This is a genomic window from Gilliamella sp. BG2 (assembly GCF_046635645.1).
GTDB classification, from domain to species: Bacteria; Pseudomonadota; Gammaproteobacteria; order Enterobacterales; family Orbaceae; genus Gilliamella; species Gilliamella bombi.
In genome coordinates this window covers 1-14,817 of sequence record NZ_JBIDFF010000017.1, presented here as the reverse complement: position 1 = coordinate 14,817, position 14,817 = coordinate 1, and the positions used below count along the sequence as shown (strand labels likewise).

Annotated in this window: 17 protein-coding genes; 5 read left to right on the top strand and 12 right to left on the bottom strand. The window is 34.4% G+C overall.

Annotated elements, in window-relative coordinates:
* Positions 1-3: 3 nt before the first annotated feature.
* A complete protein-coding gene (gene dnaG, locus ACGH6Q_RS08240) occupies positions 4-1,785 on the bottom strand; it encodes a DNA primase (RefSeq protein WP_411592582.1) in 1,782 nt (593 codons plus the stop codon).
* Positions 1,786-1,928: 143 nt separating this feature from the next.
* On the bottom strand, positions 1,929-2,144 hold the full coding sequence (rpsU, locus tag ACGH6Q_RS08235) for a 30S ribosomal protein S21 (protein WP_034882800.1): 216 nt from the start codon (positions 2,142-2,144) through the stop codon (positions 1,929-1,931).
* 185 nt (positions 2,145-2,329) lie between these two features.
* Here rpsU and hemB point away from each other — a divergent pair, with 185 nt between their 5' ends.
* The 3 genes from hemB (at position 2,330) to ACGH6Q_RS08220 (ending at position 5,236) form a co-directional block, all read left to right on the top strand.
* Positions 2,330-3,343 carry a porphobilinogen synthase gene (gene hemB / locus ACGH6Q_RS08230; RefSeq protein ID WP_411592580.1) on the top strand — a complete coding sequence of 338 codons (1,014 nt, stop codon included), beginning with the start codon at positions 2,330-2,332 and terminating at the stop codon, positions 3,341-3,343.
* A 284-nt stretch (positions 3,344-3,627) separates the two neighbouring features.
* Positions 3,628-4,398, top strand: coding sequence for an IS1 family transposase (locus tag ACGH6Q_RS08225; protein WP_174798909.1), 771 nt, complete (start codon positions 3,628-3,630; stop codon positions 4,396-4,398).
* 28 nt (positions 4,399-4,426) lie between these two features.
* Complete coding sequence (locus tag ACGH6Q_RS08220) at positions 4,427-5,236, top strand: hypothetical protein (RefSeq protein ID WP_296300435.1); 810 nt, start codon at positions 4,427-4,429, stop codon at positions 5,234-5,236.
* Here the strand turns inward: ACGH6Q_RS08220 and nudC are convergent.
* From nudC to epmB, 6 genes are all read right to left on the bottom strand, one after another.
* The gene (gene nudC / locus ACGH6Q_RS08215) at positions 5,233-6,036 is read right to left on the bottom strand and encodes an NAD(+) diphosphatase (RefSeq protein ID WP_174798907.1); all 804 of its coding nucleotides are present in this window, start codon (positions 6,034-6,036) and stop codon (positions 5,233-5,235) included. The two genes, ACGH6Q_RS08220 and nudC, sit on opposite strands and share 4 nt — an antisense overlap.
* A gap of 58 nt (positions 6,037-6,094) precedes the next feature.
* Positions 6,095-7,717, bottom strand: a complete 1,623-nt coding sequence (gene yidC, locus ACGH6Q_RS08210; protein ID WP_411592577.1) for a membrane protein insertase YidC — start codon at positions 7,715-7,717, stop codon at positions 6,095-6,097.
* Complete coding sequence (gene yidD / locus ACGH6Q_RS08205; RefSeq protein WP_034914994.1) at positions 7,717-7,959, bottom strand: membrane protein insertion efficiency factor YidD; 243 nt, start codon at positions 7,957-7,959, stop codon at positions 7,717-7,719. The genes yidC and yidD overlap by 1 nt, the downstream gene beginning before the upstream one ends.
* 47 nt (positions 7,960-8,006) lie before the next feature.
* Entirely contained in the window at positions 8,007-8,363 is a 357-nt protein-coding gene (gene rnpA / locus ACGH6Q_RS08200; protein ID WP_411592575.1) for a ribonuclease P protein component, read from the bottom strand.
* 11 nt (positions 8,364-8,374) lie between these two features.
* Positions 8,375-8,515, bottom strand: coding sequence for a 50S ribosomal protein L34 (rpmH, locus tag ACGH6Q_RS08195; protein WP_025314679.1), 141 nt, complete (start codon positions 8,513-8,515; stop codon positions 8,375-8,377).
* Positions 8,516-8,725: 210 nt separating this feature from the next.
* Positions 8,726-9,754, bottom strand: a complete 1,029-nt coding sequence (gene epmB / locus ACGH6Q_RS08190) for an EF-P beta-lysylation protein EpmB (RefSeq protein WP_411592574.1) — start codon at positions 9,752-9,754, stop codon at positions 8,726-8,728.
* Positions 9,755-9,787: 33 nt separating this feature from the next.
* On the opposite strand from epmB, the gene efp reads away from it, so the two are divergent.
* Both efp and ACGH6Q_RS08180 read left to right on the top strand, forming a co-directional pair.
* Entirely contained in the window at positions 9,788-10,354 is a 567-nt protein-coding gene (efp, locus tag ACGH6Q_RS08185) for an elongation factor P (RefSeq protein ID WP_034914965.1), read from the top strand.
* A 246-nt stretch (positions 10,355-10,600) separates the two neighbouring features.
* A complete protein-coding gene (locus ACGH6Q_RS08180) occupies positions 10,601-11,161 on the top strand; it encodes a hypothetical protein (RefSeq protein WP_065589853.1) in 561 nt (186 codons plus the stop codon).
* Positions 11,162-11,279: 118 nt separating this feature from the next.
* On the opposite strand, the gene ACGH6Q_RS08175 is transcribed toward ACGH6Q_RS08180, so the two are convergent.
* The 4 genes from ACGH6Q_RS08175 to ACGH6Q_RS08160 all read right to left on the bottom strand — a co-directional run.
* Complete coding sequence (locus tag ACGH6Q_RS08175; protein WP_174798905.1) at positions 11,280-11,807, bottom strand: STY0301 family protein; 528 nt, start codon at positions 11,805-11,807, stop codon at positions 11,280-11,282.
* A gap of 160 nt (positions 11,808-11,967) precedes the next feature.
* Positions 11,968-12,456, bottom strand: a complete 489-nt coding sequence (locus ACGH6Q_RS08170; protein ID WP_034914955.1) for an STY0301 family protein — start codon at positions 12,454-12,456, stop codon at positions 11,968-11,970.
* Positions 12,457-12,886: 430 nt separating this feature from the next.
* On the bottom strand, positions 12,887-13,624 hold the full coding sequence (locus ACGH6Q_RS08165) for a carbonic anhydrase (RefSeq protein ID WP_034914950.1): 738 nt from the start codon (positions 13,622-13,624) through the stop codon (positions 12,887-12,889).
* A gap of 396 nt (positions 13,625-14,020) precedes the next feature.
* Positions 14,021-14,817, bottom strand: a 797-nt coding sequence (locus ACGH6Q_RS08160; RefSeq protein ID WP_411592572.1) for a hypothetical protein, incomplete at its 5' end; no start/stop codon positions are given.

Genomic DNA, 14,817 nt, shown 5'->3' with positions numbered 1-14,817 from the left:
TATTTAGTCTTTTTTTGATAAAACAAGTATTAAAGTCGCCAATTCTTTTTTCTCTGCGGTGCTTAAGCCGGAGACTCTCTCTTTTGCGATTAGTTCATCTTGCCTTTGGGCGAGTATATTATCATATAACTCTTTTAAAGTATGTGAAAAAATTGAGCCTATTTCGCCATCTTGATAATGACACTCCCAGGTGGATAAACGATTCAACTGCTTATAAAACGGTCTATCCATACACTCTATTAATATTTGTGCAGTAGTTATATTGGGATAACGTTGACATAGTTCAAGTAATTCAACAAAAATCTCGATCCCGGCCATTTTAACCTGGCGAATCACATTTATATCGGAAACTTGCTCAGCAAGATTAGGATATTGAAGTAATAAACCAATTAAAACTCGCATCGTTGTTAATTTCATTTGTGATGTAGGCGCTTTTTCATTTGCCTTTTCATCACGTTGGGAACGATTTTCTTGAATTAATTGTTCTAATTGAGATACATCAAGTAAACCTAAATAATTACCGAGCTTCTGCAGTAAATTTAATCTAAAGGCTTTTGCCTTAATTTGATCAAGTAGCGGTAAAGCTAGCGAACTCAATTTTGCTTTTCCTTCAGCCGTTTTTAAATCAACCTGTTTCAAAAGTTCATCAAATAAAAATTTCGACAAATTTGAAGATTCATTTAAATATTTTTCAAAATTATCCTTACCGACTTTACGCACAAAACTATCAGGATCTTCATCTTGAGGCAAAAAAGCAAAAGTTATTTTCTTACCATCGATTAAGCAAGGTAATAAAACATTAAGTGCCCGCCAAGCAGCGCTTCGTCCAGCATTATCGCCGTCATAACAAAATATTACCGAATCTGTTGCTCTAAATAATAATTTAATATGCTCCTCTGATGTAGCCGTACCTAAAGCAGCAACAGCATAATCAATGCCATATTGAGCAAGCGAAACCACATCCATATAGCCTTCAACCACCATCAGTTGCTGAGGATTACGATTGACTTCTAGCGTTTCATAAAGTCCGTAAAGTTGAAAGCCTTTATGAAAAATGGGGGTTTCTGGTGAATTAATATATTTTGCAGAATCATTAATGATAGTTCGTCCACCAAACGCGATAACATTGCCTTGTCTATCGCGAATAGGAAACATGATTCTTCCACGAAAACGGTCATATTGATTACCCCTATCGTGGCTGACTTGCATGCCGGCTTGTTCATAAAGTGCTTCTTCAGCTTTTGTTTTAACCACATTTTGTGAAGTTAAACGCCACTCATTAGGCGCAAAACCAATTCTATACCGTGCTATAATTTCTGCATTGAGTCCCCGTTGCTCAAGATATTTTTGAGCATCAGTAGATGTAGATAATGCTAATTGTTGCTGATAAAAATCAGTGATTTTGCCCATCAAAGTATATAGATCTCGACGTACATTTCTAGATTCAATGTGCTTTGATTGATCAATTTGATTTTTATCGTTATCAATATAAGGGACACGAATCCCTTGCAAGCTAGCTAACTCCTCAATAGCTTCAGGAAAAGATAACCGCTCATATTGCATTAGAAAATTAACAACAGATCCTGATGCGCCACATCCAAAACAATAAAAGATCTGTTTTTTTTCATTAAGAGAAAACGAAGCTGTTTTTTCATCATGAAAAGGGCAACAACCAAAATAATTATTCCCCTTTTTTTTCATTTTAACGCGTTTACCAATCACATCAAGAATGTTAGTTCGAGCAGTTAAATCCAAGATGAAATCGCGAGGAATAAGACCTTTCATGATAAAACTTTAACCAGTTATGGTGTTATAAAAAGACAACAAGCCGTATCAAAATACGGCTTGTTAGAATTCTTTATATCAAAAAGATAATAAATTGATTTTTAATATCAATTTTAGTTTTCAGTATAAATAATCTTAAAATATTAATATAAGCGAGTACGACGAGCGTTTTCTCTTTCTAATTTTTTAGCATGGCGTTTAACAGCTGCTGCTTTAGCTCGTTTACGAATAGTAGTTGGTTTTTCGTAAAATTCACGATTACGAACTTCAGCTAAAACTCCTGCTTTTTCACAAGAACGTTTGAAACGACGTAACGCTACATCGAAAGGTTCATTTTCACGTACTTTAATTACTGGCATGTGCCTCTCACCTCAAATTTGTTTAATATCACAAGGGATTAAAATTAGTGCGCAATTTTACCCTCAATCGATATATGTTGTAAAGTAAAAAATAGAATTATTACAAGATAACAAATTAATTTGCTAATCAGCATATAGAGTCAGATAATAAATCAAATCTAATTGAGAATAAACAGGAGTATTTCATGCCATCATTAATTACTGGTCAATATCCAAAGCGCCGCCTACGCCGTAATCGTGCCCATGACTTTAGTCGTCGTATGGTTGCAGAACATAGTTTGACGGCCAACGATCTAATTTATCCGGTTTTTATTGTTGAAGGAAATAATATTACTGAATCAATTACCTCGATGCCAAACGTTAATCGAATGAGTATTGACGTATTGTTAAAAGAAGCGGAACAAGTAGCTAAATTAGGAATTCCTGTTCTTTCACTATTTCCCGCTATTGAACCATCAAAAAAATCTTCATTAGCACAAGAAGCATATAACGAAAATGGGTTAGTACCAAAAGCTGTTCGAGCATTAAAAAAAGAAATTCCAGAGCTCGGTGTACTAACTGATGTCGCACTTGATCCATATACCACGCATGGACAAGATGGCATTATTGATGAACAAGGGTATGTACAAAATGATATCTCTGTTGAAACGCTTGTTAAACAAGCATTAATGCAAGCTCAAGCAGGTGTGGATATTATCGCACCAAGTGACATGATGGATGGACGCATTGGAGCAATACGTAACGAACTTGAAAAGCACGGTTTTTTTAACACACAAATTATGGCTTATTCCGCAAAATACGCATCAAGTTTTTATGGACCTTTTCGTGATGCTGTCGGCTCTGCGAAAAATATTAAAGGTGGTAATAAAAAAACTTATCAACTCGATCCTGCTAATAGTAATGAAGCATTACAAGAAATCTATCAAGATTTAAGTGAAGGTGCAGATATGGTCATGGTTAAACCTGGTATGCCTTATCTTGATATCGTTCGAAGAGTTAAAGACACCTTTGCTGTCCCAACTTTTGCTTATCAAGTTTCTGGCGAATATGCTATGTTAACAGCGGCAATTCAAAATGGTTGGTTAGATGAAAAATCAGCAATTATGGAATCTTTACTTTGCTTTAAACGTGCTGGTGCCGATGGAATATTAACCTATTTTGCCAAACAAGTAGCCGAATGGTTGCATCAACAAAAATAATATTTTTTGAAATACTGCTCTTTTCAAATTGGAAGGAGCATTTAATTACCTATCTAGTATCTCATATTCATCAAATCACATTATTAATCATATTATTTAATAGCACTTTTACACTTCTTTTTAATTCACCAGTATAAGAAATTTATAGATAAACATTAATTATCATATTTATACTTGGACAATTATTGTACTTTACTAGAAAATGTAAAAAAGTTTCAGGAAAGCTATATGTTTATGTAAAAATCTGATAATATTTACGGGGATAAGTGATAAGGGAATAAAAAATGATTTATGAACTCGTACCAAACGAATTACATGATGAATTTAAAGCTTTTCATCATGACCTAGAAGAAATAACATCGCAACATGTGCAATCTTGTCCCTTCTGTAAAAAAACTGAATTCTATATAATTCGTTCAAAACCTAATAAAACATATCGTTGTAAAGACTGTCATAAATATTTTACCGTTTCAACCAATACTCCTTTCTATCGTTTAATGCCCTATAATTGGTTAGAGTTTATTTTTACCAACCGAATAAATAAAATGGGCTATAAAGAAATTGCGGACCGACTCGAAACATCGCTCGAAAAAGTTATACGACGAGATCGAGCTATTATTAACTATCTTCAAAGCTATTATCCATCATTACATAACTGGTATACACATCAAAAACAAACAAAACTAATGCCATCTTTAGTGGAACAATACAATACCATTAAAGATAAAGTAACTGCCTTATTGAATGAACAAAATCCAACTTGTAAACACTGCGGTTCTAACGAAACAACCAAAATTGGTTCTCGCACTTGCTATCGCTGCAAACGGTGTCGACATAGCTTTAGTCTTTTAAGCAACACTAGTTTAAACCGTATACCCAAACCTGAATTGTGGTTACAATTCATTGAGTTACTTGTTTCTGGGGCTAATAACTCACAAATAGGAAAAGCTTTAAATTTACACAATGATACAGTACGTAAATGGCGCTCTGCTTGGTACTATATGATGAAAGATTGGCAATGTGAAGCACTTGCAGTATGGTGCAAAAATAAATAAGAAAACAGGATAAAAGGAAAATAGAACTATGAGAAAAAATAATTTATTTTTATATATGTGCATAATTAGCAGTACATTACTAATTAATGGTTGCGATGATAAAAAAACATCTGACAAAAAATCCTTACCACAACTACCAACAGCAGTTATTAATAGCTACCTTTTCCATACTGAGCCAGAGCTCTTACCATTTAGTAAAATGATTAAACAACAGCATATTCAAGGCTCATCAACTAAGATAATTAACTACAATGACAAAGGCTTTGTAGCTAATTATGATTTAGAAGGGCTACATGGCGAAATTAACTACGACACAGCTAAATATAGCTACGGCATGGGCGATACCAGAAACGTTTACGATATTACTTTTGATTCTTCACAAAATATACTAGGCATGAAAAACAATGAAAATGATATCGTCGCAAGTTCAGAGTTCGATGAACAAGATCGTTTAGTTGAAACAACTCTATCGCATTTTGCAGAAAATAATATCATTTTTAACAGCAAAATTATTTATGACAACAATCGTGTAGAACTCGTGTTATATAATGCCTATATTCCTGTAGATGAAAAAACAAAATTCCCTGTGTTGGCTCAAGAAAAAGAATTTGTATATAACGCAAACAATCAATTAGAAAAAACTATTATCAAAACCTTTAAATTATCATCAAATGGAGACATCATCATTAATGATAAAAACGAACAAGAGGTAGAACTAATAGAAACTTGTACTTATTCAGATTATAATCCAAACAGTGATTGGACTAAAGCTGTGTGTATTACAACAGGTGACGAATCAAAAACAGTTAATCTAACAAGAACAATTCAATATAATTAGTCATTGCCATATTCATCATATTCGCGGCAAAGTATAATTGTATCCTCAATTAAGCGTCTAGCAATGGTGCCATACTCAGGAATTTTAGGTAACTCTGTATAATGGTACCAATTTGCTTCAATGAGTTCGTTTTTATCTACCACTATTTCACCGCTATCATAATCAGCTAAATAAGCCATCATTAATGAATTTGGAAATGGCCAAGGTTGCGAACCAACATAACGAATATTTTTAATTTTTATTTTTGATTCTTCAAATACTTCTCGTTCAACGGCTGTTTCCATTGTTTCACCGATTTCAGTAAAACCAGCTAAAACGGTATATAAGTTATCTTGATTATGCCTAACATGTTTTGCTAATAAAATTTTATTATTATGACGAATAGCCACAATAATAGATGGTGAAATTTGTGGATAATAGCGCTCTTTGCAGTGATCGCATAGACAACACCATTCCGTGCTACTGATATACATCTCATGCCCACAATATCCACAATATTTGTGGGAACGATAAAACTCAGAAAGTTGCACAGCCCGACCAGCTAAATTAAATAATGATTGATCTGTTCTATCAAGTAATGAACGAACTGAACTCATCGCATTTTTCATTTCATCACAAATCAGCCAAGCTGTTTGCCCATTCCATTCACCTATTGGTTGAGCAATTTTATTGGTAAAACCAAATTCATCAGCACACCCAACAGGAACTTCACCATTAGGCAGCCATAATCGTCCATTAGCACTTACAAACCAATAACCGTTTTCATTACCTATTAAATTAAATTGTTGCTGTATATTCATATTATTAACACCAAAGATAAAAACAAAAAAGGAGGATTACTCCTCCTTTTAATCGATACTATTTCTTTTTCTTCTCGTGAAGTCCCTTTTTCTCAAGTTCCCAGTAAATAATTCGTTGCTGAGCAATTGTGAATAAGTTACTGACGATATAATATAAAACCAAGCCTGATGGGAACCATAAGAAGAACAACGTAAAAATTAATGGCATATAAGTCATTAATTTTTGTTGTAGTGGATCGGTAACAGGTGTTGGTGACATTTTCTGAATTAAAAACATACTGACACCCATTAATAAAGGCAAAATATAGTACGGATCTTGCGCTGATAAATCATAAATCCAAAGCGCAAATGGCGCATGTCGTAGTTCAACTGTACTACTTAACATATAGAACAACGATAAAAAAATCGGCATTTGGATAATTAATGGCAGACAACCACCTAATGGATTCACTTTTTCTTGCTTGTAAAGCGCCATTGTTTCTACACTAATTTTTTGCCTATTATCGCCATAACGCTCTTTTAAAGCTTGTATGCGAGGCTGTAACAACTTCATTTTTGCCATTGAACGATACTGAGCACGAGTTAATGGGAATAAAATACCTCGAACAATAAATGTGATAACAATAATTGAGAAGCCCCAGTTACCAACAAAACTCTGAATAGACTCCAACAAATCAAACAACGATTGTGATAAAAACCATAACCATCCATAGTCAACAACTAAATCAAGATGATCGGCTGTTTCTTTCAATTGGCTTTGAATTTCTGGTCCTAACCATAATTTTGCACCAATAATTTGTGAACTCCCCGCAGGAATAACTGCTGATTCACTTTTGAAACCAATTGTTGCTTGAGAATTATTAGCCGTTGCACGAGAATAAAATAGATTATTTTTATCCTGTGCGGGTACCCATGCGGAAACAAAATAGTGTTGCAACATCGCAATCCAACCCGTTTGAGTCTCAACCGATAAAGCTTTATCTTTGATAGCATCAAAACTGTATTTACTATAATTAGAACTAGAACTAGAGTAAGCTGTACCACGGAATGCGCTTTGTCCTAATCCATTACCACCTTCGGTTGGAATATCATCAGGTAATTTAATTGTTTGTTTTAATTGACCATACATGGCAACATCAACAGGTGCACTGCTTTGGTTATTAATATCATACTGAACATCAATAGAATAACTACCACGGTGTAATATATAGTATTTAGTATAACTTACACCATTAACTTGATAAGTAAGAGGAACACGCAATTCATCTTGCCCATCAGCTAAAACATATTCTGACTTTTCAGTTTGATAGACTGGACGTTTTGATCCTTGATTTGCATTATCAGGACCATCCTTACCTGTTAATCCGCTTTCAGCAACATAAACAAAATCTGGACGAGATGTTAATAATTGGAAAGGCGTACCAGAATGAAGCGTTTGCTCATATTTCAATAATTGTGCAGCCTGAACATCCCCACCATAAGTATTAATAGTGAGTGACAGCACATCTGATTTTACAGTAATTGTTTTACCTACTGCGCCAGCTATTGAGCCATCATCACTTTGTTGTGTTAATTGGTTTTCGATCGGGGGTTTAGGTGTGTGATCTTCTTCCCACGCTTTCCAAATAAAAAAAGATACAAAAAGTAAAGCAATGACTAAAATATTACGTTGAGATCCCATTAGTGTTTTTCTCTATTGGTTTTAATTTTTGGAGGAACAAAATCTTCTCCTCCTTCATGTAAAGGATGACATTTTAATACACGTTTAACGGTTAGCCAACCACCTTTTATTAATCCAAAGCGTCTCAGTGCAATTATTGCATACTGTGAACATGTCGGTGTAAAGCGACATTTAGGACCTAATAAAGGACTAATAAAACGTTGATAAACACGAACAAAAAACACAAAAACATTAACTATCATATAGTTAAATGCATAAATATGCTGTTTAATAATCAATTTAAATTTATTCAAGCCTCGTATTTGGCTATGATTCGTTGGCATAATTTATTCAGTGTTTCAACGAGTTGCTGATTATTTAAGTCGATAACTGGCTGTTTGGCCATCACAATAAAATCAATATTAGGAAATTGATGTTGATGAAGCCGAAAATACTCTTTAGCCAGTCGCCTTATACGATTACGCTCATGAGCTCGTTTCACTTGTTTTTTAGCTATAGCAAACCCTAACCGCATATGATTGTAGTTATTTTTTCGTGCAACTAAAGTTAAAAACGGAGAACCAGCCCGAATGGACTCTTGGAAGACATAATTGAAATCAAAGGGAGTTAACAATCGCAACTCCCGAGGAAAAGTGAACTTAATCACCCAACTTTAAATCAGCTAGCAACGGTTAAACGAACACGGCCTTTAGCACGACGGCGAGCAAGAACTTGACGACCGTTTTTAGTTGCCATACGAGCACGGAAGCCGTGAGTTCTATTGCGTTTTAATACTGATGGTTGAAATGTGCGTTTCATGACGATTTATATCCAAATCTAATTATCAACAGGTTGCAGAGTAAAAACTCCACAGCATTAATTAAAGAGGTCGGAATTATAGTGCCTATTTTATTTTTCGTCAATGAGATTTTTACAGATAAATCCCATTAACCCTTAATTACCATACGATAAAATAAAATAGAATAAATAGATTATAAAATAATAAGTTATAACTAAAAAAACAATTAACTAATTCCAAAAAGTAAGTACTTGTTTACTTTTCTCACCACCGATTTCGCGCGCTAATTTAGGCACTAAATAACCAGATACTTGCTCGGCAAGCTGTTTCATTATTAATTTAGCTGAGTTATCATCAACTAGAAAATGAGCAGCTCCTTGTACTTTATCTAATAAATGAATGTAATAAGGCAAAATGCCAATATCAAAAAGTTTATTACTTAACTGAGCCAAAACATTGGCATTATCATTAATATTTTTCAGTAATACACTTTGATTTAGCACAATCACATCACTCTTTTTTAAAAGCCCAACTGCGTCAGCAACTGCATTATCAATTTCATTTGAATGATTAATGTGAGTAATTACTACAATTTGCAACCTACTTTCAACAAATAACCGACAAAGTTCAGCCGTTACTCGTGAAGGAATAACAACAGCCAAACGCGTATGAATCCGTAAACGCTTAACATGAGGGATTTTTTCAAGTGTATTAATCAAAAAAGCCATTTCATGATCTTTTGCCATTAACGGATCACCTCCTGATAAAATAATTTCATCAAGTTCAGGATGATTTGCAATATATTCAAGCGCAATGGCAAGATTCTTCTTAGATCCTTGATTATCATGATAAGGGAAATGCCGTCTAAAACAGTAACGGCAGTTAATTGCACAAGCGGTCTTAGTGATCAATAATGCCCGATTGTGATACTTATGCAATAATCCAGGAATGGCATTATCTTGCTCTTGTAATGGGTCATGACTATACCCTTCAACTTTTAATAACTCCCTATCATCACAAAGCACCTGTAACAAAAGTGGGTCATTACTATTACCCTTTTCCATTCGATTAATAAAAGCCCTAGGAACTCGAAGCGGAAACGCCTTTTTTGCTTGTTGCATGCGGATTGAAATGGTATTGGGATCTAGTCCTAAATAGGAGTATAAAACGTTGATATCTGTCACAACATTGGTCAGATCAAAAATCCACTCATCTTTATTATTTGGTAGTTCAACTTTTTGCTGTATAATACGACTCATTTTTTGTAATTCAGAATTTTAGTTGGAGCTTTTATGGCATCTTATAGTACTAATGAGTTTAAAGCTGGTCTTAAAATAATGCAAGACGGCGAACCGTGTGTCATTGTTGAAAATGAGTTTTATAAACCAGGTAAAGGTCAATCTATTAATCGTGTAAAAATTAAAAAATTACTTTCAGGCAAAACTGTCGACAAAACATTCAAATCAGGCGAATCAGTTGAAGCCGCTGACGTTGTTGATATGAATTTAACTTATCTTTATACCGATGGTGAATTTTGGCATTTTATGAATAACGATACATTTGAGCAACTTTCGGCTGACGCCAAAGCGGTTGGCGACAATGCAAAATGGTTAGTTGATCAAGCGGAATGTATTTTAACTTTATGGAACGGCCAACCGATTGCAGTAACACCACCAAATTTTGTTGAACTTGAAGTAATCGAAACTGATCCAGGTTTAAAAGGCGACACAGCAGGAACAGGTGGTAAACCAGCAACATTATCAACAGGTGCAGTTGTTCGCGTGCCTTTATTTGTACAAATTGGCGAGATCCTTAAAGTAGATACCCGTTCAGGTGAATACGTATCACGCGTAAAATAAATTAACATTTATCGCAGAACAAGAGAGGTTGCACTAACCTCTCTTGTTCATCTAAACAGCATAAATTTAATCTTACTGTTTTACGCCAATACAATGATTAAAACCTTTTAAAATCTATCCAAATTTAATTATCAACACAATTTTTACATACCCAGTAAAAAGTATAGTTTTAAGACAGCAACTAAATAAAATATCATTACTTTTCAAATATGTTAAAATTCAAATAAAATAAGATAAGGAAATAGAATGATAACAATTAATATGTTAACTCAGAATAAAAAGCTATCTGATTTTGAGGATGTAATAGAAATCTTTGATAAAATTTATGAATATATACCTTGCGAATCTGATCTAAGCACAAAGCTGGATCGCGATGCCTTTTATGCTTTTGTTGTCATTCATACCATCAGCCACTGGCAAAGTGATGGTTGGTGTAATCTTTTATGGAATTATGCTACAGCAAAATATATCGTACCCGCAATGAAAGCGGTAAATTTACCACAAATTGCAGATGCTTTTGAACAAGTAGAACAAACTTATCCCTTTTCCTATTCAGAATGTGAAAATGAAAAAGAATTATGTAGTTTAGCCAATTTTATTGAAAACCCACGGCAAAAGCGCAAATATATTTCTTCAGAAAGATTATTAGCCATTTCGGAAGAACAACGTCAAACCTACTCAAAAAATTTTATCACTAAATTAAAAATATTAGATGATCTGGTTACACCTTTATGGGATTATCAAGCACCAGAACAGGAAGTCTGGCGACCTGTCATTCATTTTATAAATCAACATATACAAAAGTAATCTATAACGATCTAATCCCAAAAAAGTAAGGGGGGGCACAACCGACCATCTTAATTAATCTTTAATGGACAATATTTTGTGGTAAATTTGAACACATTCCCGAATATCCAAACTAAAATTATTTTACCTTTTCAGCGCTACACACTAATTTAGCAAGTGTTCCTTGTTGCTGATCTTGGGTGTAAATTGCCCAACAAGTTTTCAGCGAGGCATCAATAGGCTTTATCAGTTGTACTTTGTTATTATAGCTATAATTGCAGCTAGCCCAAAAGCTCAATTTATTGGTATCATTACTACCATCTAACAACCAAACTGCCTTATATTTTTTCCCATTTATTGTCGCTGGCTTAGGTTTTATTTGTTTTGCGGAATCGGCTGATTTTCCTGAATATACTTCTACTTGATTTAGTCGACGTAAAGAAGTACTGTGAGCAATATCTTCTGGCAAAATTAAACTATCAATTTTTTTTATATCATAGCCTTCTTCAGACACTTCCCAACCATCAGGTACAACTTCTAAATCAGGTTTAGAATATTTTATTGTTACCGATTCGGGACAAACTATCTCTTCATTTGCGTTAACTGAATCACAAAAACTTGCCCCTATTATGGCTATTGTTGCTAAATTTAAAATTTTATTTTTCACGTTTTCTATTCCTAATTAATCGTATAAAAATAAGATGATTTTGACTAATTAACATCATCTTATTAAAAAAAATGCATTGACTATTAGCTATCCAAGCCAAGGTTATTTTTACTGTCTAATTTACTCACTGTGAAAACTTAAACTAACTTTATCATCACGTTTAATAAAAAGATTGTGGACCTTCATGTATTTTTTTATCGCAATTTAGTTTTACTTTCATTTTACCTTTTGCATCTTTTGAAGTTATTACCCAACAAGTTTTCATGGTCGAATCGATACGTTTTATCAGGCGAACTCGATTAAATGAATAAGAACAATTAAACCAGTAGCCAGTATCATTGGATGTATTATAACTAGTATCAACATGCCATGAATGTTTATATTTTTTACCGTTAATAGTAATTGTAAAAGGTATCATCTGTCCTAAATTCACTGGTTTACCAGAATATACTTCACCATCATCAACCTGCAAAAACTGATTTTTCTGTTCGAATATTTGCCACCCTTCAGGCAATATTTCTAGTTCCGTCGGAATGGATTTTACTTGAACTGAATCGGGGCAAGTTATCTCATAAATTGCGTTAACCGAAAAGGACATGCCAAACCCAGCTAATAATATTACTGTAATAGTAAAAATTTTATCTTTCATGTTAACTATTCCTTTTTAATCATAAAACATAATTTTTATTGGAAGATAATATAACTTTTTTAATAAGTTAATTCATTAATTAACTACATTATCTAATCGATTATTGATTAAGTATTATTACAAACCTAAGTTGTATTTTTAGTTTATTCTAGGGATTTTTAGTATTGTTATATTAGCAAACAAGATAATATCCTATCGTTAGAAAACTTTTCTTTGCTAGCTTAATTTAAATATAATCGCCTTCATCAATTAAGAAAGACAACGATAGTTAAGTGAACTAATTTAAGCTAACTAATAGTATTTATAGAATATGAGTTGTGACTATCAAGGCAGAAAATTACTTAAAAAATAAGCGATATATCTTACTTGTTGATAGATAATAAATGCACAAATTCAAGGCTCTATTCACACTAAACAGAGCCTAGAAACACTAATCAACAATCACTCGCCCATTTAAAGGTTGAGTTGGGCGATTATTGTTGTGATGCATGATTGAGTGGAATTTTTCGATTTGTTCAGCAGATGCACTGCTTTCTTGTTCTAACACAATCCATCGAACGCCTTCAGTACAAGGTGGAGTTGTTAGTGAACCGCTAAAGCGATAAAAATCCAATCTATTTGGCAATAAAGCCTTAATATCGACTGATTGAGATAATGTGGCGGTACTGCCTTCGTCTTCTGGCATTTGTTGCCAAGCTTTCGCTAATTCAGGATTAGGTTTTCCTTTATTAAACATCAAGGCGACAACCGTTAAGTCGCCATTTTTGTTTTTATAAACAAAATGAGCTTCCATCGGGAAGTATTTGCCTTTAATTTTATTTTCGCTTGGCGTATGAAAATGGAATTGTTGTAACGTAAACAGCTCGTTGTCAATTTCAAGCGTATTGCCATCATTAACATTAACTTGAATTGTATGACCGTTATTAATGATTTCCTGCTTGCTTAGTTTAAACGTCAGTTTAAGTTTATCGTGGTGCGTTTTAAAAACATGTTCAATGTTAATTGGTGATTGATTTTTTCCTGTTTCGCAGGTTGAAAACTCTGGCGAAAGGTGTCCCCAATTTTCTGGATTATTTTCGCCTTCATAACCCCAATGAAGGGCAGGTTCTGTTGCAGCACAAGATAGACTAGTAACCATTAAAGCCACAATTATTGCATTAAATTTCATCTTGGTTTTACAGCTAGAAAGTGATTAGTGGAACCAAATTATACGCCACAAAAAATTACCTTACTAGAATCGTATATCATCACTTTTTAATATTTTTATAAAAAAAATGTTTGACATTTAAACAAAAAAGTAAGCTACAAAATAACCTGTTTTATTTGTTGCTAATTTTACTCAATATTTATTATGATAATATTTAATTATATTAAGTTATCATTGCTTTGGCATCATCAGTCAGAAGCTTTTTTGACTTTTAGTCATTAAAATACTAGCCTCGCAGGCTTTGCCAGCTCGGCGCCCCAACTTGAGCGGGGGCTTTATTCTTGTCTATTTTGTCCCCTCAAAAGCACCATAACCACCTTCCGCGCCCTAAGGATTAAGGACTAAACGCTAAAAAAACTAAGGTGCGGTGCAAATAGTGTAAGCGCCAGTGTCGATTTTGACGGGGAAGACGTTGCCTTTGTAATCCCATTCGGCGTTGTTGCACGAGGCGACAGTGAATCGATAGATACCTTCTACCTCGTCGCTTGTCCAGTAGCTGAGGTTGTAGGACTCGACGTCGAGGAAGTTCGCATCAGCGTAGTAGCCCACGTCGCCCCACTCCGTGAAAAATCCTGCACCTATGTAACGCATGTAAAACGCAGTTCGTGACCACGGCTTGGCGCCACGTACACCATACATACAGGGGAAACCCGTGAGCTCACTACATATTGTATTGGTTAAATCGTTTACCCTCGGCATGCGATAACCCAAACCATTACACCATGCTGACGCCTCACTATAACGATCATATCTCAACCAATCCCCCCACCGAGGGAAGAACCACTGCCTCAATTCAAATCCATATTTTACTACCTCATCACCAGTATTAATATCTCTACCCACTAACTCAAACGTCTGTGGTAACTGCGGCATAACAATTGGGTTAGGATTCGGATTAGGCCATTGATTTCTTGCATCTGGACCTGTTAGCTTAACGCGTACAACTACTTCTCCTTTATCTTCTTGAGGAATCCACCTATCATTAGCTACAACATTTGTCACTGTTGCAGTGATTCCCCCCAAAGTAACGGGTTCCCATGTCAATTCATTTATATCTACTCCACTTATGAGTAAATCAAAATATAAATTATGCGCACCTGTAGTCGGAAAATTTAGGCTGTATGACTCAGGATTGATTGATTGTACTAAAAAGC